21 protein-coding genes, 1 tRNA gene and 1 pseudogene are annotated in these 23,562 nt (G+C 68.2%); 8 read left to right on the forward strand and 15 right to left on the reverse strand.

The genetic code is table 11. From position 1 onward, the window contains the following. The first annotated feature begins 89 nt into the window (after positions 1-89). Positions 90-165 (forward strand) — tRNA-Thr (locus tag ACFWZ1_RS11150). Positions 166-219: 54 nt separating this feature from the next. On the opposite strand, the gene ispH is transcribed toward ACFWZ1_RS11150, so the two are convergent. From ispH to murJ, 5 genes are all read right to left on the reverse strand, one after another. Further along, positions 220-1,182: a 4-hydroxy-3-methylbut-2-enyl diphosphate reductase gene (gene ispH, locus ACFWZ1_RS11155; RefSeq protein WP_439666453.1), complete on the reverse strand. Its 963-nt coding sequence runs from the start codon at positions 1,180-1,182 to the stop codon at positions 220-222. 94 nt (positions 1,183-1,276) lie between these two features. Next, on the reverse strand, positions 1,277-1,771 hold the full coding sequence (gene lspA, locus ACFWZ1_RS11160; RefSeq protein WP_439666454.1) for a signal peptidase II: 495 nt from the start codon (positions 1,769-1,771) through the stop codon (positions 1,277-1,279). 134 nt (positions 1,772-1,905) lie between these two features. Next, on the reverse strand, positions 1,906-4,767 hold the full coding sequence (ileS, locus tag ACFWZ1_RS11165; RefSeq protein WP_439666455.1) for an isoleucine--tRNA ligase: 2,862 nt from the start codon (positions 4,765-4,767) through the stop codon (positions 1,906-1,908). Between the two features lie 164 nt (positions 4,768-4,931). Then, positions 4,932-5,885 (reverse strand): bifunctional riboflavin kinase/FAD synthetase, encoded by a 954-nt coding sequence (locus ACFWZ1_RS11170; protein ID WP_439666456.1) that lies wholly within the window; start codon positions 5,883-5,885, stop codon positions 4,932-4,934. A gap of 76 nt (positions 5,886-5,961) precedes the next feature. Continuing rightward, a complete protein-coding gene (gene murJ / locus ACFWZ1_RS11175) occupies positions 5,962-7,569 on the reverse strand; it encodes a murein biosynthesis integral membrane protein MurJ (protein WP_439666457.1) in 1,608 nt (535 codons plus the stop codon). A 244-nt stretch (positions 7,570-7,813) separates the two neighbouring features. Here murJ and rpsT point away from each other — a divergent pair, with 244 nt between their 5' ends. Continuing rightward, positions 7,814-8,077, forward strand: a complete 264-nt coding sequence (gene rpsT, locus ACFWZ1_RS11180) for a 30S ribosomal protein S20 (protein WP_008213299.1) — start codon at positions 7,814-7,816, stop codon at positions 8,075-8,077. A gap of 105 nt (positions 8,078-8,182) precedes the next feature. Here rpsT and ACFWZ1_RS11185 read toward each other — a convergent pair whose 3' ends face one another. From ACFWZ1_RS11185 to ACFWZ1_RS11205, 5 genes are all read right to left on the reverse strand, one after another. Then, complete coding sequence (locus ACFWZ1_RS11185; RefSeq protein ID WP_439666458.1) at positions 8,183-9,223, reverse strand: N(4)-(beta-N-acetylglucosaminyl)-L-asparaginase; 1,041 nt, start codon at positions 9,221-9,223, stop codon at positions 8,183-8,185. A 192-nt stretch (positions 9,224-9,415) separates the two neighbouring features. Beyond that, positions 9,416-10,486: an Obg family GTPase CgtA gene (cgtA, locus tag ACFWZ1_RS11190; RefSeq protein WP_231320670.1), complete on the reverse strand. Its 1,071-nt coding sequence runs from the start codon at positions 10,484-10,486 to the stop codon at positions 9,416-9,418. A 155-nt stretch (positions 10,487-10,641) separates the two neighbouring features. Further along, the gene (gene rpmA / locus ACFWZ1_RS11195) at positions 10,642-10,899 is read right to left on the reverse strand and encodes a 50S ribosomal protein L27 (protein WP_091336927.1); all 258 of its coding nucleotides are present in this window, start codon (positions 10,897-10,899) and stop codon (positions 10,642-10,644) included. 23 nt (positions 10,900-10,922) lie between these two features. Continuing rightward, entirely contained in the window at positions 10,923-11,237 is a 315-nt protein-coding gene (gene rplU / locus ACFWZ1_RS11200; RefSeq protein ID WP_231320672.1) for a 50S ribosomal protein L21, read from the reverse strand. 114 nt (positions 11,238-11,351) lie between these two features. Next, positions 11,352-11,885, reverse strand: a complete 534-nt coding sequence (locus tag ACFWZ1_RS11205) for a DUF2059 domain-containing protein (protein ID WP_439666459.1) — start codon at positions 11,883-11,885, stop codon at positions 11,352-11,354. Positions 11,886-12,072: 187 nt separating this feature from the next. Here ACFWZ1_RS11205 and uvrA point away from each other — a divergent pair, with 187 nt between their 5' ends. From uvrA to ACFWZ1_RS11220, 3 genes are read left to right on the forward strand one after another with little or no spacing between them, the layout of a single operon-like run. Next, entirely contained in the window at positions 12,073-15,009 is a 2,937-nt protein-coding gene (gene uvrA, locus ACFWZ1_RS11210; RefSeq protein ID WP_231320675.1) for an excinuclease ABC subunit UvrA, read from the forward strand. Continuing rightward, positions 15,006-15,476, forward strand: a complete 471-nt coding sequence (locus ACFWZ1_RS11215; RefSeq protein ID WP_439666460.1) for an acyl-CoA thioesterase — start codon at positions 15,006-15,008, stop codon at positions 15,474-15,476. The genes uvrA and ACFWZ1_RS11215 overlap by 4 nt, the downstream gene beginning before the upstream one ends. A gap of 2 nt (positions 15,477-15,478) precedes the next feature. Further along, positions 15,479-16,120, forward strand: a complete 642-nt coding sequence (locus ACFWZ1_RS11220) for a helix-turn-helix domain-containing protein (RefSeq protein WP_439666461.1) — start codon at positions 15,479-15,481, stop codon at positions 16,118-16,120. 5 nt (positions 16,121-16,125) lie between these two features. Here the strand turns inward: ACFWZ1_RS11220 and ACFWZ1_RS11225 are convergent, their stop codons facing one another. Next, a complete protein-coding gene (locus ACFWZ1_RS11225) occupies positions 16,126-16,626 on the reverse strand; it encodes a GNAT family N-acetyltransferase (protein WP_439666462.1) in 501 nt (166 codons plus the stop codon). Between the two features lie 157 nt (positions 16,627-16,783). Here ACFWZ1_RS11225 and ACFWZ1_RS11230 point away from each other — a divergent pair, with 157 nt between their 5' ends. Both ACFWZ1_RS11230 and ACFWZ1_RS11235 read left to right on the forward strand, forming a co-directional pair. Then, positions 16,784-18,235 carry a DUF4139 domain-containing protein gene (locus ACFWZ1_RS11230; protein ID WP_439666463.1) on the forward strand — a complete coding sequence of 484 codons (1,452 nt, stop codon included), beginning with the start codon at positions 16,784-16,786 and terminating at the stop codon, positions 18,233-18,235. 117 nt (positions 18,236-18,352) lie between these two features. Further along, positions 18,353-19,114, forward strand: coding sequence for an enoyl-CoA hydratase/isomerase family protein (locus ACFWZ1_RS11235; RefSeq protein WP_439666464.1), 762 nt, complete (start codon positions 18,353-18,355; stop codon positions 19,112-19,114). A gap of 42 nt (positions 19,115-19,156) precedes the next feature. Here the strand turns inward: ACFWZ1_RS11235 and ACFWZ1_RS11240 are convergent, their stop codons facing one another. From ACFWZ1_RS11240 to ACFWZ1_RS11250, 3 genes and pseudogenes are all read right to left on the reverse strand, one after another. Continuing rightward, positions 19,157-20,020 (reverse strand): sulfurtransferase, encoded by an 864-nt coding sequence (locus ACFWZ1_RS11240; protein WP_439666465.1) that lies wholly within the window; start codon positions 20,018-20,020, stop codon positions 19,157-19,159. Continuing rightward, positions 20,017-20,831 (reverse strand): annotated as a pseudogene (locus tag ACFWZ1_RS11245) (NUDIX hydrolase). The gene ACFWZ1_RS11240 and the pseudogene ACFWZ1_RS11245 overlap by 4 nt, the downstream one beginning before the upstream one ends. A gap of 111 nt (positions 20,832-20,942) precedes the next feature. Beyond that, entirely contained in the window at positions 20,943-21,653 is a 711-nt protein-coding gene (locus tag ACFWZ1_RS11250; protein ID WP_439666466.1) for an FKBP-type peptidyl-prolyl cis-trans isomerase, read from the reverse strand. Between the two features lie 145 nt (positions 21,654-21,798). Here ACFWZ1_RS11250 and ACFWZ1_RS11255 point away from each other — a divergent pair, with 145 nt between their 5' ends. Next, positions 21,799-22,581 carry an enoyl-CoA hydratase-related protein gene (locus ACFWZ1_RS11255; protein WP_439666467.1) on the forward strand — a complete coding sequence of 261 codons (783 nt, stop codon included), beginning with the start codon at positions 21,799-21,801 and terminating at the stop codon, positions 22,579-22,581. Positions 22,582-22,625: 44 nt separating this feature from the next. Here the strand turns inward: ACFWZ1_RS11255 and ACFWZ1_RS11260 are convergent, their stop codons facing one another. Continuing rightward, positions 22,626-23,540 carry a DUF1684 domain-containing protein gene (locus ACFWZ1_RS11260; RefSeq protein WP_439666468.1) on the reverse strand — a complete coding sequence of 305 codons (915 nt, stop codon included), beginning with the start codon at positions 23,538-23,540 and terminating at the stop codon, positions 22,626-22,628. Between the last annotated feature and the right edge of the window lie 22 nt (positions 23,541-23,562).

Here is a 23,562-nt window from a genome sequence, read left to right on the forward strand (position 1 = left end):
TCCATACGCCATCCACCGCAGTCGCCAAGCTTGCCACGCCTGATGCGCTTGCGTGCACCCCGATCGATCCGTAGAATTCCCGCCTCTTTGCCGGAATAGCTCAGTTGGTAGAGCGGCGCATTCGTAATGCGTAGGTCGTAGGTTCGATTCCTATTTCCGGCACCAGACCAAAGAAAAGGCCCGCGCAAGCGGGCCTTTTCTTTGGTCTGGCGCCCCGCGTCAGAGGCTGGCGGGGACGTTGCCGCCGTCCAGGCGCAGTTCGCGCGGCAGCGCGAAGGTGATCGTTTCGGCCTCGCCTTGCAGCTCGCGCACTTCGCCGGCGCCCCAGGACTGCAGCCGGGCGATCACGTCGCGCACCAGCTTGTCCGGCGCCGACGCGCCGGCGGTGATGCCGATGCGCGTGACGCCATCGAGCCAGGCACGGTCGATGTGCTCGGCGCCGTCGATCAGGAACGCGCGCACGCCCTGCTTCTCCGCCAGCTCGCGCAGCCGGTTGGAGTTGGAGCTGTTGACCGAACCTACCACCAGCACCAGGTCGACCGCTCCGGCCAGCCGGCGTACGGCGTCCTGGCGGTTCTGCGTGGCGTAGCAGATGTCGTCCTTGCGCGGCCCCTCGATGTCCGGGAAACGCGCGCGCAGGGCCGCGATGATTGCCTTGGTGTCGTCCACCGAGAGCGTGGTCTGGGTGACATAGGACAGCTGGTGCGGGAACCGGGGCGTGAGTCCGGCCACATCCTCGACCGACTCGACCAGCAGGATCTCGCCGCTGTTGGCGGGATTCCACTGCCCCATGGTGCCTTCGACTTCCGGATGGCCGGCGTGGCCGATCAGTACCACGCTGCGCCCGGTGCGCCCCAGGCGCGCGACCTCCATGTGCACCTTGGTGACCAGCGGGCAGGTTGCGTCGAACACCTTGAGCGCGCGCTGCCCGGCTTCCTCGCGAACGGCCTGCGATACGCCATGGGCACTGAAGATCACGGTGGCGCCGTCGGGGACCTCATGCAGCTCCTCGACGAAGATGGCGCCATCGGCGCGCAGCTTCTCCACGACGTAGCGGTTGTGCACAACCTCGTGGCGCACGTAGATCGGGGCGCCGTAGGACTCCAGCGCGCGCTCGACGATGGCGATGGCGCGGTCGACGCCGGCGCAGAAGCCGCGGGGATTGGCGAGCAGGATATCCATGGGCGTTTCGCAGAAGTGGCAGGTTCTGTAGAAGCGTCCCCGGGGCGACCGCGGGCATCGAGTCACGCCCAGGGACGCTCCTACACAAGCCCCATTATCGCACGTCGGCCTTGCCGCTCCTGAAACCGAACAGGATCAGCAGGACCGCACCGACCGAAATGCCGCAGTCGGCCACGTTGAACACCGGATAGCTCCACTGCTGGTAGTAGACCTGGATGAAGTCGGTCACCTGCGCCGCATGCAGCCGATCGATCAGGTTGCCAAGCGCGCCGCCAACGATCAGTGCCAATGGAAGCGCCGTCCGCCAGTCGCGCCGCGCGGTGCGCGCCAGCCAGACGATCAACGCACCGCTGATGATTAGCGCCAGCACGACGAAGAACCAGCGCTGCCAGCCGTCGCCCTGCGCGAGGAAGCTGAAGGCAGCGCCCGTATTGAAAGCCAGCGTCCAGTTGAGAAACCCCGGGATCACCGGATGTGGCATGCCGGCCGGCTGCAGGGCGTGCAGCGCCCATATCTTGGTCAGCTGGTCGAGGCCAATGACCAGCAGGGAAAGGAGCAGCCAGGGCAAGGCGTTGGGTTTGGGATGCATGTGCCAGTCCGGAGCGATTTATCGAACACCGTTCGCGCTGAGCGTAGCGCAGCGGTGTCGAAGGGCCAGCGCTTTGGTGGCCCCTCGACTTCGGCACTGCGAGCCTACGCTCAGGATGAACGTCCTTTTTCCGATCAGAACCAGCGGCGCGTTTCGCCCTGCCCCGCCACATTCTCGACGCAGCGGCCACACAGCTCCGGATGGTCCGGCTGGCTGCCCACGTCGGGACGACGGTGCCAACAGCGCACGCACTTGGCCGCGTCGCTGGCCGTTGCCGACACCCAGGCTTCGCCGCCGGCCAGTTCCACCTTCACTGCCTCGTCCGAACGTGGCATCAACGGCGCCAGCGACGCGTCGGAGGTGATGAAGAAGAAGCGCAGCTCGTCCTGCGCCCCCGCATACCGCTCGAGGAGGGCCGGATCGGCATGGATCGCCAGGTTCGCCTCCAGCGACGCGCCGATCTTGCCGTCCTTGCGCATGCTCTCGAGAACCCTTGCGCCCGTTTCGCGAATCGCCAGCAGCTCGGCCCACCAGGAACGCTGCTCGGGCGATCCCTGCGTCGCGGCAAGCCCGTCGTACCAGGTCTCGAACAACACGCTCTGGCCACGCTCGCCGGGCAGTTGCTGCCAGATCTCTTCGGCGGTGAAGGCCAGGATCGGCGCCAGCCAGCGCACCAGCGCCTCGCCAATGCGGAACATCGCGCTCTGCGCGCTGCGCCGCCCGTGGCTGTCGGTTGGCATGGTGTAGAGGCGGTCCTTGGTGATGTCCAGGTACAGCGCGCCCATCTCGTTGGTGCAGAAGTTCTGCACGCGCGCGACTACGTCGGGGAAGTCGTAGCGCTCGTAGGCAGCGATCACTGCCTGCTGCACGTCGAACGCCTGCTGCACCGCCCACTGGTCAAGCGGCAGCGTCTGCTCCACCGGCAGCAGGTGCCTGGTCGGATCGAAGCCGTCCAGATTGCCGAGCAGGAAGCGCGCGGTGTTGCGGATGCGCCGGTAGCTGTCCGAGACGCGCTTGAGGATCTCGTCCGAGACGGTCATCTCGTTGCGGTAGTCGGCCGACGCCACCCACAGCCGCAGCACGTCGGCGCCGAGCGTGTCCATCACCTTCTGCGGCGCGACCACGTTGCCCAGCGACTTGGACATCTTGCGACCGGACGCGTCGACCGTGAAGCCGTGCGTCAGCACTTCCTCATACGGCGCGCGGCCGTGGATCGCCGAGGAAGTGAGCAAGGACGACTGGAACCAGCCGCGGTGCTGGTCCGAGCCTTCCAGGTACATCACCTTGTATTGCGAGGCGTCGCCCTTCTGCAGCTCGGGCCGCTGGCCGATAACGCAGAAATGGGTGACGCCCGAATCGAACCACACATCGAGGATGTCGGTGACCTTCTCGTAGTCGCCGGCCGCATCGCCCAACAGTTCGGTCGCGTCGAGCTCGTACCACGCGTCGACGCCGCCCTGCTCGACCCGCTTCGCCACCTGCTCCAGCAACGCGACCGATTCAGGATGTGGCTCCTGCGTAGCCTTGTGCACGAACAATGCGATCGGCACGCCCCAGGTGCGCTGGCGGCTGATGCACCAGTCCGGTCGACCGGCAACCATGCCGGCGATGCGCTCCTCGCCCCAGGTCGGCACCCAGCGCACGTCCTTGATCGCCTTGAGCGCGGTGGCGCGCAGGTCCGCCTGCTCCATGCCGATGAACCACTGGGGCGTGGCGCGGAAGATCACCGGCGTCTTGTGGCGCCAGCAGTTGGGGTAGCTGTGTTCGATCTTCGCGTGCGCCAGCAGCACCCCGCGGCCGCGCAGCAGATCGACGATGGCATCGTTGGCCTTCCAGATGTGCATGCCCGCCAGCGGAAGGTCACCCGCCACCGGCACGTCCTCGCGGTAGGCACCGCGCGGACCGACGTAGTTGAGCGTTCCCAGGCCGTTCTCGCGACCGACGATGAAGTCCTCCATGCCGTGGTCCGGTGCGGTGTGCACGGCGCCGGTACCATCCTCGGCGGAGACGTGCTCGCCCAGCAGGACAGGGACTTCGCGCGGGTAGAACGGATGGTGCAGCTTGAGGCCGTCGAGGGCCGCGCCCCAGGCGTGACCGAGCACCTTCGGAGCGTCGACGCCGTAGCGCTTGAGGGCCGGCTCGACCAACGCGCTGGCGATCACCAGCAGCACCCGCCGGCCATCGCGCGCGGGCCCTTCGACCAGTGCGTATTCCAGATCCGCACCCAGTGCCACCGCCTGACTGGACGGCAACGTCCACGGCGTGGTGGTCCAGATCGGCACGGAAACGATCGCGTCACCTGCATCGGCGCCGAACCTGCCCGCCAATGCCTTCGAATCGACCGCGTCGTAAGCCACGTCCACGGCGGGGGACTGCTTGTCGCCGTACTCGATCTCCGCCTCGGCCAACGCCGAGCCGCAGTCGAAGCACCAGTAGACCGGCTTGGCGCCGCGCACCACGTGGCCATTCGCGACGATGCGCGCCAGCGCGCGCAGCATGTCGGCCTCGTAACGGAAGTCCATCGTCTTGTACGGATGCGACCAGTCGCCCAGCACGCCCAGCCGCTTGAAATCGGCGCGCTGCGCGTCGACCTGCTCCTGGGCGTACTCGCGGCATTTCTGGCGGAACGCGCGCGCGTCGAGTTTTTCGCCCGGCTTGCCGTGCTTCTTCTCCACCGCGATCTCGATCGGCAGGCCATGGCAGTCCCAGCCGGGCACGTACGGCGAGCGGTAGCCGGCCAGCAGCTTGGACTTGACCACCATGTCCTTGAGGATCTTGTTGACCGCGTGGCCGATGTGGATCGCGCCGTTGGCGTACGGCGGGCCGTCGTGCAGCACGAACGCCTTGTCTCGACCGGCCACCTTCTGCTGGATCTGCGCGTAGCGGCCGACCTTCTCCCATTCGGCGAGCCAGTGCGGTTCGCGCTTGGGCAGGTCGCCGCGCATCGGGAAATCCGTCTGCGGCAGGTTGATCGTGCTCTTGTAGTCGTGCGTCATGTAGGGCTGTCCGTGAGGAGACGCCGGAAAGGCGCGATACGCGCCGGCGAACCGTTGAAAATAGTGGAAATTGCTGCGTTGCGGTAGAGGACGATGCTTGGGAGCGCACGTGTACGCGACGGGCGAGGCGGGGAGACCGCCGTCGCACAGGTGCGCTCCTACATTCAGGCTTCCGCCAACCGCGGATTCATGCCCAGCAGCTCGCGCGCGTGGCGCGCGTCCTCGTGCATCTGCGCCGTCAGCGTCTCCAAGCCGTCGAACTTCTGTTCGTCACGCAGCTTGGCGACGAACTCGACCGCCATGCGCCGTCCATAAAGATCGCCCTCGAAGTCGAACAGGCACACTTCCAATACCGGCTGCGCAACCTGGTTGACCGTCGGCCGCAGCCCGAGCGATGCCACGCCCGGCCAGCTGCACGGCGCCTCGCCGAGCCCGACGCGCACCGCGAAAATGCCCTGGATCGGGCTGACCCGACCACGCAAGTGGATGTTGGCAGTGGGAAAGCCCAGCGTCCGGCCCAGCTGGTTGCCGCGCTCGACGCGCCCATCGATCACGAACGGTCGTCCGAGCAACGGCATGGCGCCGGCGAACTCGCCGGCCGCGAGCAGCGCCCGCACGCGGGTGGCCGACACGCGTGCGCCCTCGAGCAACACTGGCGGCATCACGCGCGTGATGAAACCCAACTCCGCGCCCATGCGCTCGAGCATGGCCACGTCGCCCGTGCGTTTGTGGCCGAAGCGGAAATCCTCACCGACCCAGACCTCCCGCGCCGCCAGCCGCTCGACCAGCACGCGCCGCACGAAATCTTCGGCGGACATCGCCGTCAGCGCCGCGTTGAAACGCAGCATCAGCGCCTGCGCCATTCCGGCGGCCGCAAAACCCTTGAGCTTTTCTCGCACGCTGGACAGTCGCGGTACCGGATCGGGCGAGAAGTACGCCCGCGGCAGGGGCTCGAAACTGACCACCGCCGGCTGCGCCTCCAGTGCGGCCGCGCGGATGTGCACCTCGGCCAGCAGGGCCTGGTGCCCGCGATGCAGGCCGTCGAAGGCGCCGATGGCCACCACGCTGCCCTCGGGGGCCAGGCAGGGGCCCGCAAGGTCCCGGGAAAGTCTTGTCATCCGGCCAGTATAAGCGGACGCCCGTGGCGGGCTGTTCACGCTCTGGCAGGAACGCCCTTGGGCGCCCCACCGGACATCAGACCCCGCGCAGTTCGCGCAGCCGGAAGCCCATGGCGAACAGCGCCACCACGTAGGTCACCGCGCCCGCGCCCACCATCACAGCCAGGTGCCAGACGCGCGTGAGGGTCGGTACCGAGGTCCAGTCCTGCCACAGCCAGCGCCCCAGCAGCAGCACGGTCACCATCGCCGCGCAGGCCACCGCCAGCCGCAGGAAATGCCGCGTCCAGCCGTGCTGGCGTTCGTACACCCCAGCCTGCCTGAGCCAGCGCCACAAAAGGCCCAGGTTGATGTAGCTGGCCAGCGCGCTGGCCATGCCCAACGCCATGTGCAGGCCCGGCACTTGCGCCAGCGCCTGCAGCCAGGGCGCCTGCTTCTGCGACGGGGTGGCCCACAGCGCGAACAGCAGCGCCACGAACAGCACGTTGAACGCCATGTTGGCGACCAGCGACGCCACGCCGGCCCGCACGGGCGTGCGCGTGTCCTGCCGCGCGTAGAACGCCGGCAGCAGCACCTTGACCAGCGCGAAGGCCGGCAGCCCGAAGCTCAATGCGGTGATCGACAGCGTGGCCATGCGGGTATCGAACGCATCGAATCGGCCATGCTGGAACAACGTCGCCACCAGCGGCTCGGCCAGCAGCATCAGGCCGAACATGGCCGGCACCGCGATCAGGAGCGTGGTGCGCAGACCCCAGTCCAGCGCGCGCGAGAAGCCGGTGCGGTCGGTGGTCACGTGGTGGCGCGACAGCGAAGGCAGGATCACCGTGCCCAGCGCCACGCCGAACACGCCCAGCGGCAGTTCCAGGAACCGGTCCGCCTGCGACAGCCAGCTTTGCGAACCCGCGATCAGCAGCGAGGCGATCACCGTGTCCAGCAGCAGGTTGATCTGCGCCACCGAGGAACCGAACAGCGTGGGCACCATAAGCCGCATGATCCGGCGTACCTGCGGATGGCCCCAGCCCCAACGTGGCAGCGACAGCAGGTCCAGTCCGCGCAGCGCCGGCAACTGGAACAGCAACTGGAGGATGCCGGCGGCCAGGATCGCCCAGCCCAGTGCAAGGATCGGCGTTTCCAGCCACTTCGACAGCCACAGCGCGCCCGCGATCATGCACAGGTTGAGGATCACCGGCGTCAGCGCCGGCAGGCCGAAGCGGTGGAAGCTGTTGAGCGCGCCACCGGACAACGCGGTCAGCGACACGAACAGCAGGAACGGGAAGGTCAGTCGCAGCAGCTCCACGGTGAGCGCGAACTTCTTCGGCTCGTCCAGCGCACCCGGCGAGAACAGCATGGTGACCTCGGGCGCGAAGATCAGCCCGATCGCCGTCACCACGAGAAGCACGCCGCCCAGCGTGCCCGACACCCGCGCCATCAGCTCCTTGAGATCGGCATGGCTCCCGGTCTCCTTCACCTCCGTGAACACGGGCACGAAGGCGGTGGAGAACGAGCCCTCGGCGAACAGCCGGCGCATGAAATTGGGAATGCGGAAGGCCACCCAGAAGGCGTCGGTGGCCGCGTTCGCACCGAACGCCGAATTGATCGCCATGTCGCGCACCAGGCCGAGCACGCGGGAGATCATGGTCATGCTGCTGAAGGACAGCAGCCCGCGGAACATGCTGGGGGATTTCATGCGTGGAACGGAACCTGGCGCGGCCAAAGGCCTAGTGTGACAGCCCGCCGGGGCGCGCAGGTAGCCTCGACATGGCGACAAGAGGGATTGGAATCGTTCGCAGGGGCGCACCTGTGCGCGACCGCGGCCGCACGAGGTGTACATGCCCCAAGCGGTCGAGACCGCCTAAACAGTTGACCGGCCAGCGCATTGCCCGCATAATTGCCCGTCTTTTTCCAACCCAAGCCTTCTCTGGAGTTCTACCTTGGCCAACATCAAGTCCGCGAAGAAGCGCGCGCGCCAGTCCGAGCAGCGCCGCCTGCGCAACGTCAGCGCCCGTTCCATGGTGCGCACCGCCCTGAAGAAGGTCGTCAAGGCCATCGAGGCGAAGGACAAGGCCGCCGCCGTGGAAGCCTTCGCCGCCGCCCAGCCGGTCATGGACCGCTACGCCGCGCGCGGTCTCATCCACAAGAACAAGGCCGCTCGCCACAAGAGCCGCCTCAACGCGAAGATCCACGAGCTGGCGTAAGCCGGCCTCGCGTATCCAAGGGTTGGTGAAAAGGCCGGCGCAAGCCGGCCTTTTCGTGTGTCCGGAAGAAAAGCAGGCAGCCACCCGGCCGCGTCCCTGCCCCGGTCAGGAAAAGCTGGTTGTGTAAACGCTGGGCGAGGCGAACAGGCCATCCTGCTTCTTCGCATCGCACACGGCATAGGTAAACCCGCGCTGGATCGCGTGCGCGCCCACGGCACCGTCGCGCCGTAGCGCGAGGAAGCCCACCTGCATTTCCTTCGCCGCGTCCGGACGCTTCCTGACGATGCGCCGGACCGCCTCCTCGCAGGCTTCCTGGGGGCTGCGCCCCTGGCGCATCAGCTCGACCACCAGGAAGCTGCCAGCATTGCGGATGACCTCCTCGCCCACGCCCGTGGACGTGGCGCCACCCACTTCGCCGTCCACGTAGAGACCCGCGCCGATGATCGGGCTGTCGCCGACACGGCCGTGCAGCTTCCACGCCATGCCGCTGGTGGTGCATGCGCCGGCCAGGTGTCCGTGCGCGTCCACGGCGAGCATGCCGATGGTGTCGTGGTTGTCGTGCCCGCCAGGCAGGCTGCGGCGGTAGTCGAGGTTCTCGCTGTTGGCCACCGGCCGGTATTTCGCGGTCTTCAGCCACTCGTGCCAGGCCTTCTCGGCCTCGGGCGTCAGCAGGTTTTCCTCGTGGAAGCCTTGCTCCCGGGCGAACTGCAGCGCGCCGTCGCCGACCAGCAGCACGTGCGGGGTGGCCTCCATCACCCGCCGCGCCACGCGGATCGGGTGAGCAATGCGTTCCAGGCACGCGACCGCGCCACATCGGCCGTCGCCGTCCATGATGCTGGCGTCCAGGGTGACGTGGCCGTCCCGATCCGGATAGCCGCCCTTGCCGACGCTGTGGTTGGCCAGGTCCGACTCGGGCACCTGGGCGCCCTGCTCCACCGCGTCCAGCGCCTTGCCGCCGCGGGCGAGTACGGCCCAGGCCGCCCGGTTGGCGGGCACGCCGAAATCCCAGGTGGAGATCACGCGGGCGCCGTCGGTGCCCGGCAGCGCGCCGTTCGAGGGCGCCGCCGTGGCGGTAGCGAAGCGAGGTGCGGCGAGCGCGCCGGCGGCCAGCATGGAAGTCTTCAGGAATTCGCGGCGAGAGGGCATGGAGGAGACTCCTCGAACAGAAGCTCCGCATGATGCGCGAATCGGGGTGGGCAGGCGAATTTCGAGTTCCTGCTACCCCATCCGCTTGTCCTGAAGACGGAAATGACCCCGCGGTCGGCTCCAGTCCCGGCCATCCCCGATAACGGGAACCGCCACGACAGGCGGATGTGGAAAGCCTCGCGAGAGCGAGGCTTACTGCTCGCCGCGCAGCCGCACGTCGCCCGGCTGCATATCCACGCGTTCCTCGCGCACCTGGCGCTGGGACTCGAAGAAACGCTGCACCTGCTGGCAGACCGCCATGGTGTTGTCGCGCGCGATCGCCGACACCAGGAACCACGGCTCCTTCCATTCGAGCCGGGCGACGATGTCCTCGGCGATCGCCTGGCGCTCGTCCTCCGGCAGCACGTCGGCCTTGTTGAGTACCAGCCAGCGCGGACGCTCCAGCAACTCGGGGTCGAACTTGGCCAGTTCCTCTTCGATCGCCCGCACCTGTTCCACCGGGTCGGTGCCATCGATCGGCGCGATGTCCACAAGATGCAGCAGCAGGCGCGTGCGCGAGACGTGGCGCAGGAACTGGATGCCCAGCCCCGCACCCTCGGCGGCGCCCTCGATCAGGCCGGGAATGTCGGCGATCACGAAGCTCTGGTCGGTGCCCAGGCTGACCACGCCCAGGTTCGGATGCAGCGTGGTGAACGGGTAATCGGCCACCCGCGGCGTCGCCGCCGAGACAGCGCGGATGAAGGTCGACTTGCCGGCATTGGGGAAGCCCAGCAGACCCACGTCCGCCAGCAGCTTGAGCTCGAGCTTGAGTTCGCGCACCTCGCCCGGCGTGCCCGGCGTGGACTTGCGCGGGGCGCGGTTCACCGAACTCTTGAAATGGATGTTGCCCAGTCCGCCCTTGCCGCCCTCGGCCACCAGCAGGCGCTGGCCGTGCTGGGTCAGGTCGCCGATCACCTCGTCGGTGTCGACATTGGTGACGACAGTGCCGACCGGCACGCGAATGGCGGTGTCGTCGCCGCCCTTGCCGTACATGTCCGAGCCCATGCCGTTCTCGCCGCGCTGGGCCTTGAAGCTCCGCTGGTGGCGGAAGTCGATCAGCGTGTTGAGGCCTTCGTCGGCCACCAGCCACACCGAACCGCCGTGGCCGCCGTCGCCGCCGTTGGGGCCGCCGAACGGGATGAACTTCTCGCGACGGAAGCTGACGCAGCCGTTGCCGCCGTCACCGGCCTGGACTTTGATGATCGCTTCGTCGACGAATTTCATGGGATGGGGACCGGAACTGGGGGGATAACTGGAAGATGGAAGCGCAAGGTTAACCGGGAAGCTGCATGTTCCCCGTTCCCCGCTCGCCGATCCCAAGCTTCACAAAAACCAAAAGCCCCGCCGGAGCGGGGCTTTCGCTGCAGCGTCGGGAGCGATCAGCCCTTGACGACGCTGACGAACTTGCGGTTGTTCTCGCCGCGGGTCTTGAACTCGACCACGCCGTCCGTCAACGCGAACAGGGTGTGGTCGCGGCCCAAGCCCACGCCGGTGCCGGCATGGAACTTGGTGCCACGCTGGCGGACGATGATGTTGCCGGCCTCGATGGCCTGGCCACCATAGATCTTCACGCCCAGGTACTTCGGGTTCGAGTCGCGACCGTTGCGGGACGAACCTACGCCTTTTTTATGTGCCATGACTTAAATCCTCCGGCTCTGTATCAGGCGTTGATGCCCGTGATCTCGACTTCGGTGAAATGCTGCCGGTGCCCCATCTGCTTCTTGTGGTGCTTGCGGCGGCGGAACTTGATGATGCGGATCTTGTCCGCACGACCGTGGCGGCGCACGGTGGCCGAAACGGTGGCGCCGGCAACGGTCGGCACGCCGACGTTGACCGCGTCGCCCGAGCCAACCAGCAGAACCTGGTCGAAGCTCACGTTGGCGCCTTCCTCGGCATCCAGCAGCTCCACGCGCAGCACGTCGCCCTGCTGGACGCGGTACTGCTTGCCGCCGGTCTTGATGACTGCATAACTCATGGGATTGTCCCTTCTGTCGTTATTCTCTTGGGTTTCACCGCGCGCGTACCGGCCGTGGTGAACGGCGAAGTATAACGATGCCGTCCGGGGCTGGTCAATCTTTGAGCAGGGGCCTCAGGGGCTCGCCGACGAAGTACCTGCGGCGGGCGCGACCAGCTTCGTCCCCGGCGCCGCTGCCGGCGCGGCCGGGCAGCGGCCCTGGGCGTCGATCCTGCCGCTTTTTTGCAGCTCGGCCAGCATCGCCTGAGCTCGCTGGCGGCCCCATTCCTGGCCCAGTTGCATGCCCTCGGCCATGGTCGCGGGCATTTCGGTGATCACCTTCTTGCCCAGCGGTGAGCGGTAGAACTTGAGCAGCCCCTGGATGTCGGCCGCGCTGAAATGGCGCTGGTAGATCGGCACCATGCGCTCGGTCAGCTCCCGAGCCCCCTTGGCGTCGATGAAGCCCTGCCAGTAATCGCTCGGCACGCAGGGCAACTGCTGCTGCATCATCGCCGCCATCTGGCTGTTCATCTGCCCCAGCATCCGGTCGACGCCGAACACGTCCATCAGCTGGCGCACCTGCGCCTCGCTGGGCGGTTTGGGGGTGGCTGCCAGCGCGGTGCCGGTCCCCAGCAGCAGGGCCATGCCCATCAGGCTCCACGTGCGCATGTGCATCTCCTCATCCCGTCCCGAGCCGGGTATTTGGCCACAGCCGCCAGCCTTTGCGTAGACCGGTGAAGGCCGGGGCCCCCGGCGGGTGTGCGAGAGCAGTGGGCTGAAGCCCACCCTACCGAGTCTCAATTTCTGACCTCGGCAGGTTGGTATAGTGGCCGGTCTCCCCCATATCCCAGCGCGCATGGAAACCATACGCATCCGCGGCGCCCGCACGCACAACCTCAAGAACATCGACCTGGACCTGCCGCGCGATCGCCTGATCGTGATCACCGGCCTGTCCGGCTCGGGCAAATCCTCGCTCGCCTTCGACACGATCTACGCCGAAGGCCAGCGCCGCTACGTCGAGTCGCTCTCGGCGTACGCGCGGCAGTTCCTGTCGATGATGGAAAAGCCCGACGTCGACCACATCGAAGGCCTCTCGCCCGCGATCTCGATCGAACAGAAGTCGACTTCGCACAACCCGCGCTCGACCGTCGGCACGATCACCGAGATCTACGACTACCTGCGCCTGCTCTACGCCCGCGTTGGCACGCCGCGCTGTCCGGACCATGCCATCCCGCTGGAGGCGCAGACCGTCAGCCAGATGGTCGACGCCACGCTGGCGCTCGATGCCGACAAGCGCTGGATGCTGCTCGCGCCGGTCGTCCGCGAGCGCAAGGGCGAGCACGTGCAGGTGTTCGACCAGCTGCGCGCGCAGGGCTTCGTGCGCGCCCGCGTCGACGGGGTGGTGTACGAACTCGACGCGGTGCCGCCGCTGACCCTGCGCCAGAAGCACACCATCGAGGTGGTGATCGACCGCTTCCGCCCGCGCGAAGACCTCAAGCAGCGCCTGGCCGAATCGTTCGAAACCGCGCTGCGGCTCGGCGACGGCCTGGTGATCGTGGTCGACATGGACGACGACAGCGCGCCCGAGCAACTGTTGTCCTCGCGCTACTCGTGCCCCGTCTGCGACTACTCGCTGCCGGAGCTGGAACCGCGGCTGTTCTCCTTCAACTCGCCGATCGGCGCCTGCCCCAGCTGCGACGGCCTGGGCGTGACCCAGGTGTTCGATCCGGCGCGCGTGGTCGGCCATCCGGAGCTTCCGCTCTCCAACGGCGCGATCCGCGGCTGGGACCGGCGCAACCCGCACTACTTCCAGATGCTGCTCTCGCTGGCCGCGCACTACGGCTTCGAGGCCGATACGCGCTGGCGCGACCTGCCCCCGCACATCCAGCAGGCGATCCTCTACGGCAGCGGCAAGGAGAAGATCGCCTTCCGCTACCTCACCGAGCGCGGCGGCCGGGTGACCCGCGAGCATGCCTTCGAGGGCATCCTCCCCAACCTCGAGCGGCGCTACAAGGAAACCGAATCGTCCGCGGTGCGTGAGGAACTGGCCAAGTACATCAGCGACCACCCCTGCCCCACCTGCGAGGGCCAGCGCCTGAACCGGTCGGCGCGCAACGTGTTCGTGTCCGACCAGCCACTGCCGGCGCTGACCAACCGGTCGATCGACGACGCGCTGGGGTTTTTCGACGAGCTGAAGCTCGCCGGCTGGCGCGGCGAGATCGCGGCCAAGATCGTCAAGGAAATCCGCGAGCGCCTGACCTTCCTCAACGATGTGGGCCTCAACTACCTCACGCTGGATCGCCAGGCTGACTCGCTCTCCGGCGGCGAAGCCCAGCGCATCCGCCTGGCCAGCCAGATCGGCGCCGGCCTGGTCGGCGTGATGTACGTGCTGGACGAGCCCTCGATCGGCCTGCACCAGCGCGACAACGAGCGCCTGCTCGGCACGCTCACCCGCCTGCGCGACCTGGGCAACACGGTGATCGTGGTCGAGCACGACGAGGACGCCATCCGCATGGCCGACCACGTGCTCGACATCGGCCCCGGCGCCGGCGTGCACGGCGGCGAGGTGGTGGCACAGGGCACGCTCAAGGACATCCTGGGCTCGGAGCGCTCGATCACCGGCCAGTACCTCTCGGGCACGCGTGCCATCGAGGTCCCCGCCGAGCGGCGCAAGCCGGTCGACGAGGACGCCTGGCTGCGCCTGAAGGGCGCGCGCGGCAACAACCTCAAGCACGTCGACCTGGCGATCCCGGCCAAGCTGTTCACCTGCGTCACTGGCGTGTCCGGCTCGGGCAAGTCCACGCTGGTCAACGACACGCTGTTCCGCCTGGCCGCCTCCGAGTTGAATGGCGCCAGCGGGCAGCCGGCGCCGTTCGAATCGGTCAGCGGCATGGACCTGTTCGACAAGGTCGTCGACATCGACCAGTCGCCGATCGGCCGCACGCCTCGCTCCAACCCGGCCACCTACACCGGCCTGTTCACACCGCTGCGCGAACTGTTCGCGCAGGTGCCCGAGGCGCGTGCGCGCGGCTACACGCCGGGCCGCTTCAGCTTCAACGTGCGCGGCGGCCGCTGCGAGGCCTGCGAAGGCGACGGCATGATCAAGGTGGAGATGCACTTCCTCCCCGACGTCTACGTGCCTTGCGACGTCTGCCACGGCAAGCGCTACAACCGAGAGACGCTGGAGATCCACTACAAGGGCAACACCATCGCCGACGTGCTCGACATGACGGTGGAGGACGCGCTCAAGCTGTTCGAGAACGTGCCGACGATCGCGCGCAAGCTCGACACGCTGCGCGCCGTGGGCCTGGACTACATCAAGCTCGGCCAGAGCGCGACCACGCTTTCCGGCGGCGAAGCTCAGCGCGTGAAGCTCTCCAAGGAGCTGTCCAAGCGCGACACCGGCCGCACGCTCTACATCCTCGACGAGCCGACCACCGGCCTGCACTTCCACGACATCGAGCAGTTGCTCGACGTGCTGCACCAGCTGGTCGACCAGGGCAACACCGTGGTGGTGATCGAGCACAACCTCGACGTGATCAAGACCGCCGACTGGATCGTCGACCTCGGCCCCGAGGGCGGCGCCGGCGGCGGGCGGATCCTCATCGCCGGCACGCCGGAAGAGGTGGCCGCGTCGCCCGAGTCGCACACCGGGCGCTTCCTGGTACCTCATCTCAAGGCGCCGCCACCCGCAAAGGAAAAGCCGGCGGCCAAGCGCACCAAGAACACGCTCAAGCACATCGCCTCGGCCGACAAGCACCGGCCCATGCCGCGCAAGAAGAAGGCCCCATGAGCCCGCGCAAATCGACCAGGAAAGCCACGGTCGAAAGTCCTGCCGAGCAGGCGCCGCCGCCGACATCCACGCCGCTGTTCACCGCGGCGCTGCCGGTTCGCTGGCGCGACCTGGACGCGTTCAACCACGTCAACAATTCCAACTACCTCACCTACCTGGAAGAGGCGCGGCTGCAGTGGCTCAGCCACGTGCCGGGCCCGTGGTTCGACGAGAACGCGATGCCGGTGATGGCGGCCGTCCAGCTCAACTACCGACGGCCGATCGAATGGCCGGCGCAATTGAGCGTGGAGCTTTTCTGCGAGCGCCTGGGCACCAGCTCCATGACCATCGGCCATCGCATCCTCGATGTGGAGGACCCCGAGCGCCTGTACGGCGACGGCCACGTGGTGATGGTCTGGATGGACCCGGCCACCGGCAAGCCGGTGCCGTTGCCCGACGCGATCCGCCGGGCGGCCGCGCAGGACTGATCATGCGCGCCCGCGCCCCTGCTCCACGCACGGCCTTCCGGGTGCAGCGCAGCGAAGCGGGGGCGGTCGAAAGCATCGCCGGCGACCGGCATGCCTGGCGCTTCCGCCCTCATTTCCATGCCGGCGACGAGGTTGTACGGATGCTTGCCGGCCGCGCGCGGCTGTGGCTTCCAGCCGGCGCCCGCATGGTGAGAGCCGGCGACACGGTCACGGTGCCGGCGGGTACGGTACATCGCTTCGAACCGGTCGACCGATACGGCTGGGCCTTCGTTTCGGAGTTCGTGCCGAACCCGCGCGTTCCCCCGGCCACGGAGTCCGGCGACACGCTCGGTGCGCAAGCGCGGGCGCTGCTGGTCCGCCGTTCGTCACTGCACACCGATGTGGAAAGCGTGGCGCAGGCATGCGGGGTTTCGGCCGGCCATCTTGCGCGTGCGTTCCGCCGGGAGACCGGCACCGGCCTGCACAACTTCCACGTCCTGCTGGCCCTGCACCGTGCCAAGGCGTTGCTGCGCCAGCATGTGCCGGTTGCCGAGGTGGCGCTCGACGCCGGCTTCTATGACCAGGCGCACCTCAACCGGGAGTTCGTGAGGACTTTCGGCATGACGCCGGCCACCTTCCGTGACGGCTGGGCGCTCGCCGGCTGACCCGCTCAATCCGTGCCGGGCGGGAGGCCGAGCGCCATGTACAGCGTGCCGGGCACGGGGTTCACGTAGTACGGCTCGACGGGCTGGAACCCGAGCGAGGCATAAAGCGCGCGCGCGGCATGCATCGAGGCGAGCGTATCCAGCAACACCCGGCGATAGCCCGCCCGGATCGCCCAGGCGATCGCCGCCTCGGCCAACAGCCGCCCCAGGGATCGTCCTCGCGCCGCTGGCCGCACGTACAGACGCTTGATCTCGCACTCGCCCTGCCCTGGCCACGGCCGCAGCGCGACGCAGCCCAAGGCGGCGCCCGCCGCGTCGCGGGCGAGCAGCACGACCCCTCCGGGCGACACGTACTTTCCCGGCAGGTGCGCAAGTTCCGCATCGATGTCCTGGAACGACAGATCGATATCCAGGCTGGCCACGTATTCCTCGAAAAGCCCGCGCACGAGTTCAAGATCCTCGGGCAGGCGCGCGGGCGCGATGTCGATGGTCGATGGCGTGAGCATGGTCGGTCATCCGGAAGGGATGGAACCACCATAGCCGGGCAGCGCGCGCCGGGCTTGGACAGTCCTGACCGGCGCATGAGCCGGGCTGCGCGGCAGGGCCCACGCGAGCGGCAGGACGGTCGCTATGATGAGCGCTCCCCAAAACGGAAGGTGCCCCATGACGACACTCCCCCGTTCCGCGGCTCTCGCCTCTGCCTGCGCCGCCTTGATGGCGATGTCCACGGCGCAGGCGGCCGACGCCGGTACCGCGCTTACCCTTTACCGAAGCGACAGCGCCGCCCTGTTCGCTTCCTCCGGCGACGGCAGCGTGGGTGAGGGCCATGCGGTGGCGCGCGAGCAGCGCACGTTGCAGCTCAAGGCCGGCATGCAGGACGTCACCGTCGGCGACCTGCCGCTCTACCTCGATCCCGAAGCCATTGCGCTCTCCTTCGCCAACGACCAGGCCAGGCTGGTTTCCCAGCGCCTGTTGCTTGGCCAGGGCAACGAGGCAGCGCTCGCCGGACTGGTTGGCCAGGAGATCACGGTCCTGGGCAACAACGGCGAATCGCTGGCGCAAGGCACCTTGTTGCGCGCCGGCAACGGCCTGCTCGTCAAGGGCACGATGGGCACGACGCTGGTACGCGACTACGCCGCGGTGCGCAGCTCCGGCGGGGACTTTCCCACCGGCGCCAGCCTGCGCCTTCGCGTGGACGCCGCCCGCGCCGGAAACGCCACTGCAACACTCAGCTATCCCACCGCCGGCCTGGGTTGGCGCGCCGCCTACGTCGCCACGCTGGTGCGGGGCGATGCCTGCCGCATGCAGTTCGAATCGCGCGCCAGCATCGCCAACCGCAGCGGACGCGACTGGCACGATGCCACGCTCAAACTGGTCGCGGGCGAACCGCGCTTCGCCAAACCGGGCGCGCCGCAGCCCGTGGCGATGTCGATGACCCGCGCCTACAAGGCCGAGGCAGCCGACATGCCGCAGCAGTCGTCCCTCGGCGATTATCGCCTCTACACCCTGCCCCAACCGGTCGACCTGCCCGACGGCAGTGTCAGCCAGGTGCCGCTCTACGCGACCCGGACGCTGACGTGCGAGCGCACCGCGCTGTACGAGAACGGCAACGCCTGGACGCCGCCGGAGCCCATGCTTGCCCCCGACTTCAACACCGGTGGTGGCAATACCATCGAAAGCACCCTGCGTTTCACCGCCTTCGACAGCCTGCCGGCCGGCTACCTGCGCGTACTGGGCGACGACAACCACGGCACGCCGCAATTCCTGGGCGAAGGCCGCATCGACGACACGCCCAAGGGCAGCGACGCCACCCTCACGCTCGGCACCGCCTTCGACCTGCGAGCCGAGCGCGAACGCACCTTGTTCAAGGTGGACAAGGCCGCGCGCGCGATGGATGAAGCGTTCCGCATCACGCTCACCAACGCAGGCGAGTCGGCGCGCGTGGTGACCGTGCGCGAACACCCGAGCCGCTGGCGGGAGTGGACGCTGGCCTCCTCGTCGGTCAAGCCGGACAAGCAGTCGCCCGACGTGCTGGAGTTCCAGGTGAAGGTGCCGGCCGGGGGCAAGGCGACGCTGGAATACGCGGTGCATTACCGCTGGGCCGCGGACGAGTAGCCACCACGCATCGCCGCAGGTGCGCACGTGTGCGCGACCGCCTCCGTCCGGTCATGCAACGTGCGCTCCCGCAGCAGCCGTTACGCAGCGTTCGACAAACAAGCCAAGGACCACGCCATGCTCGACATCCTCCCGCACGACGGCGACATCGCCGAGATCCGCCTGGCCCGCCCGCCGGTCAATGCGCTGAACATGGACCTGATCGCGGCGCTGCGCGATGCTCTCGCCCAGGCGCCGCGCGACGGCGCGCGCGGATTGGTGATCTCCGGCGCGCAAGGCCTGTTCTCCGCAGGCGTGGACGTGCCCGAGCTGCTGCAACGCGACCGCGCCGGCGTGCAGGCGTATTGGCGCGCGCTGTTCGACCTGTGCGCGGACCTCGCCCATTTGCCGGTCCCGGCGGTGGCGGCGATCACCGGCCACAGCCCCGCGGGCGGCGCCGTGCTGGCGCTGTTCTGCGACTACCGCGTGATGGCGCAAGGTCCTTTCCGCATCGGCCTCAACGAGGTCCAGGTCGGCCTGATGGTGCCCGACTGCATCCAGCTCGCGCTGCGCCGCGTGGTCGGCACGTACCGCGCCGAGCGGCTGCTGGTCGCCGGCGCCATGATCGAGTCCGAGCAGGCGCTGGCCTGCGGCTTCGTGGACGAGCTGACTGGCGTGGACCAGGTGGTGACCCGCGCCGTGCACTGGCTGGCCGAACTGCTGGCGCTCCCGCGCCACGCGATGCTGGCCACCCGCGAGCTGGCTCGCGCCGACCTGCGCGCGGCATGGAAGGATGTCGATGCCCTGCCGCTGGACGCCTTCATGGACGCCTACTTCCACGCCGAAACACAGGCGACGCTGCAGGGACTGGTCGCACGGCTGAAGGCCAAGGGCGCCTGACCCGCCGCACTCCCTTACGCCATCAGTGCAGCAGCGATCGGCTCAGCCGGTGGCGATCGGTCGCGACGGATCGCTCACCCAGCCGCTCCACGAGGGCGCATAAAGGCGCGAACCCGTCAGCCCGGCATGCTCCATCGCCAGCAGGTTGTGGCAGGCGGTGACGCCCGAGCCGCACATGTGCACGACCTCCTGTGGCGGCGTGTCGCCCAGCACCGCGGCAAACTCCTCACGCAGTTGTGCCGGCGGCTTGAACCGCCCGCTGGCGTCCAGGTTGTCGGCATAAGGACGGTTGAGCGCGCCGGGCACGTGGCCGGCGGCGCGATCCAGCGGCTCGGTATCGCCGCGATAACGCGCGGTCGCGCGCGCATCGAGCAATACCGGCGCGGGATCGGCGTGCAACGCTGCGTGGTCGGTGATCGCCTGGGTCGGGTCGAAGTGCACCTCGATCTGGCTGGGCGTGCGCTCGACGTCGCCGCTTTCGACCGGCAACCCGGCCTCGCGCCAGGCGGCGAAGCCGCCATCGAGCACGGCAACCTCGCGCACGCCGGCCAGGCGCAGCAGCCACCAGAGCCGGGCCGCCGCAAGCGCACTGCTGCCGGCATCGTAGGCCACCACCTGCAGGCCCGGACGCCAGCCCCAGCGACCGAGCACGGCGGAAAACGCCTGCTCCAGCGGCAATGGGTGCCGGCCCAGGCCCTGGTCCTTGCGGCCGAGATCGGACAGATCGTGTTCCAGGCTGGCATGCACGGCGCCGGGAATATGGGCTTGGCGGTACTCGCGTTCGGGCTTGTCCGGATCGGCCGCACCAGCGCCGGCCGGGTCCGCCCGGCAATCGACGATCAGGATCTGGTCCGGCGGCATCGCCGCCAGCGTGGCCGCATCGATCAGCGTGGTATGCAGGCTCATGCGTCTTCCATCCTCTCCAGCAGGTTGAGCAGCATCGCGGCGGTCGCGCCCCAGATGCGGTGGCCGCCGTGGACGAATTCCGCCATCGCCCGCCGGTGCCCGCGGTAGTCCATCACATAGCGTCTGAGGTTGGCCGGTTCAAGGAAGAACGCGAACGGCACCTCGAACACCTCAGCCACTTCCGCCGGAGTCGGGTACAGCACGGCCCGTTCGGCAATGCGCGCGACCACCGGCGTGACGCAGTAGCCGCTGATCGTCTCGAAGCAGTCGAGGAAGCCCAACGGTTGCACCAGCGCGCGCTCGAGCCCGATCTCTTCCTCGCTTTCGCGCAGGGCGGTGTCGATCGCATCGAGGTCGCCCGGATCCTGCCGGCCTCCGGGAAAGGCCACCTGCCCCGCGTGCGACTGCAGGTGGGCGGTGCGCACGGTGAGGACCAGTCGCGGTTGCACGCCCTCGCGCACGCCAACCAGCACGGCCGCCGGGCGCCTTGGTGTGTCGCCGAGCAGGTCGGCCATCTGTGCGTGGTTCCAGCCCGGGGCCGCGGGTGGGTCGGAAAGTGGCCGCAGGATACGAGGCAGCGCGTCGAACACGCGCTCGTCCAGGCGGTCCGGCGCGCCGTCCATCACGCCCTCGCGCGCGAAGGCAGGATCTCGCGCATGTAACGCAGGCGCTCGGCGTCGTCCATGTTGCGCCAGCGTGCGATTTCCTCGCCGCTGCGCAGGCAGCCCTCGCACCAGCCGCGCGCATCCAGTCGACAGATGCCGATGCAGGGGGTCAAAGGGGCGACGGGGACGTGGGGTTCGTGCGGCATTCGCACGATTTTAGCCGATGCGCGGGAGCCTGACTGTGCCGATGGCCGCAGCAATGTTTCGGCTTCGCCCCGGGCGTGGGCCCAACGCGCCGGAGTCGAAGGATCCGGTCGCTACTTCGCGATATCCAGCAACTCGATCTCGAACACCAGCGCCTCGTTCGGCCCGATCCGCGGCAGTTGCCCGCGTTCGCCGTAGGCCAGTTGCGGCGGGATCACTACCTTCCAGCGGTCGCCCACGTGCATTCGCGGGATCACGTCCTGCCAGCCGGGAATGACCTTGTCGACCTGGAAAGTGACCGGCGCACCGTGCGCCCAGGAACTGTCGAACTCGGTGCCGTCGACCAGCATGCCGCGGTAGTTGACCGTCACGGTGCTGGTGACTCTGGGCGTTTGCGTGCCCTCGCCCGAGGCGATCACCGCGTACTGGATGCCCGAGGGCAATTGCACCACGCCCGGTCGCTTGCGGTTCTGTGCCATGAATTGCGCGCTCTTGCGCGCGTTGGCCGCCGCGATGTGCTTGAACTCGTCCACCGCGTTGGCGTGCAGTTGCTGCTCCAGACGCTCGAGCTGCGCGTGCATGTCCTGCATCGGGACGGCCGGATGGCGCCTGGCGTAGGCGTCGGCCATGGCCTTCTGCACGGTGGCCAGGTCCACATCGGGTTCACCGCCGGCGAACTGGCTGCCGATCTGGTAGCCGATCGCGTAGGACAGCTTGTGCTTGTCCAGCTTGACTTGCGACGTCGGCGCGGCGGTGCGGTCCTGCGCATGCGCGACGCTTCCCAGCAGCAGCATGCCAAGCGCCAGCCCACCCAGTCGTGTCATGCGTTGCCTCCACCGTCGACGGTACCGACATGCTAAGCGCAATGGCGACGCCATGCAGCGCCACAGCCGGCGTTGCTTCGAACCCGCGCGGCGGCAAAGGTTCCCGCGTTACCATGGTCGTTTCCCCTCCGCCGGAGCGCTTGTCATGGCCTATCGCAACCTGGAAATTGCCAACCGCGGCGCGGTGCGCGTCATCACCGTCAACCGCCCCGACAAGCTCAACGCTCTCAACCGCGACACGCTCAACGAGCTGACCCTCGCCTTCACCCAGACGGCGCAGGACGATGCAGTGCGCGCGGTGGTGCTGACCGGCGCAGGCGAGAAAGCCTTCGTGGCCGGCGCCGACATCGCCGAGATGAACGGCTACACGCCGGTCCAGGCGCAGTCGTTCTCGCGCACCGGGCAGCGCCTGATGAGCACGATCGAGCGGCTGGGCAAGCCGGTGATCGCGCGCATCCAGGGTTTCGCGCTGGGTGGTGGAATGGAATTGGCGATGGCCTGCCATCTGCGCGTGGCCAGCGAGAAGGCGAAGTTCGGCCAGCCGGAAATCAACCTGGGCCTGATCCCCGGCTTTGGGGGCACCCAGCGCTTGGTACGGCTGGCCGGCCGCAGCGCAGCGCTCGAGCTGTGCCTGACCGGCGCGCCGATCGGTGCGCAGCGGGCCTTTGAGCTTGGCATCGTCAACCGCGTGGTGGCGCCCGACGCGCTGGACGAAACCGTCGACGCGCTGGCCGACCAGCTGGCCGCCGCCGCGCCGCTGGCCGCCGCGGGCATCCTCGATGCGATCCTGCTGGGCGGCGAGACGGCGCTGGACCAGGGCCTGGAGTTCGAGACACAGGGCTTCGCGCTGGCCTTTGCCACCGAGGACATGCGCGAAGGGACGAACGCGTTTCTTGCCAAGCGCAAGCCGGAGTTCAAGGGTCGCTGAGACCTTCTGCAGGAGCGCCTTCGGGCGCTCCTGCAACAGCGGCGTCAGTGTCCGCCGCGATACTTCTTCTCACCGGCCGTCACGGCGACATCCAGCCGGTTCTCCGGTGGCGCCAGCGGACAGGTGGCGAAGGGCGTGAACGCGCAGGGCGGGTTGTAGGCCTTGTTGAAATCCAGCTCCACCTTGCCCGGCTGCGACAGGCCGCCCTTGGGCAACGTGGCGTAGAAGAAGCGCGCGGCGCCGTAGGTTTCCTTCCCGGACGTGCGGTCGGCGATCACGAAGAACAGCTCGCCGCCCGGTTCTTCCTGGTAGGGCATCAGTTCGAAGGTCTGGCCGCCGCGCTGGAACACGGCCTTGCCGGGAACGTCGACCGCCTCGATGGTGCCGATCACCGAACCGATCTCCAGCTTGTGGCCGGGTGCGAACGGCACCCAGTCGGCCTCGATGCGCCAGGATGGATCGATCGGGAAATAGTCGATGCCCGCGAAGTGCGCGCGGGTGGGCGCCTCGGGATCCTTCACGCGCAGCGCCTTGCGTCCGTCGCGATCGATCACGTAGAAGCTCGCGCTGCCGAAGCGCACGAGGGTCGGGCCAGCCGCGCCGGCGTGCATGTCGTCGACCAGCGTCGCCTCGGAGACGTTCTTGCCGTCGATGGTGGCTCCCGCGTCCTTGTCGAGCGCGATGCGCTGGCTGCCGTCCGCCGCGAGCGTGATCGTGCCCAGGTGGGCGGGACCAGCCGAGAGGACGATGTCGTTGTCGGCGCCGCTGCCGATGCGGTTGGCACCCTCGTGCAGCCACTCCAGTCCGATCAGGCTCAGCCAGCCATCCGGCGCGGTCAGCCGCGCCACGCGGTCGGCGCGCCACTGTTCGACCTGGCGGGAATACGGATCAGTATCGGCGGCGTGCACGGCAACGGCTCCCAAGGTAATGGCGGCGAGGAACAGGCTGGCGCGAAGCATGGGGCTCTCCAGCGTGGGGTGG

The sequence above is a fragment of the Frateuria sp. GZRe14 genome, from assembly GCF_051900395.1.
Lineage (GTDB): Bacteria > Pseudomonadota > Gammaproteobacteria > Xanthomonadales > Rhodanobacteraceae > Frateuria_A > Frateuria_A edaphi.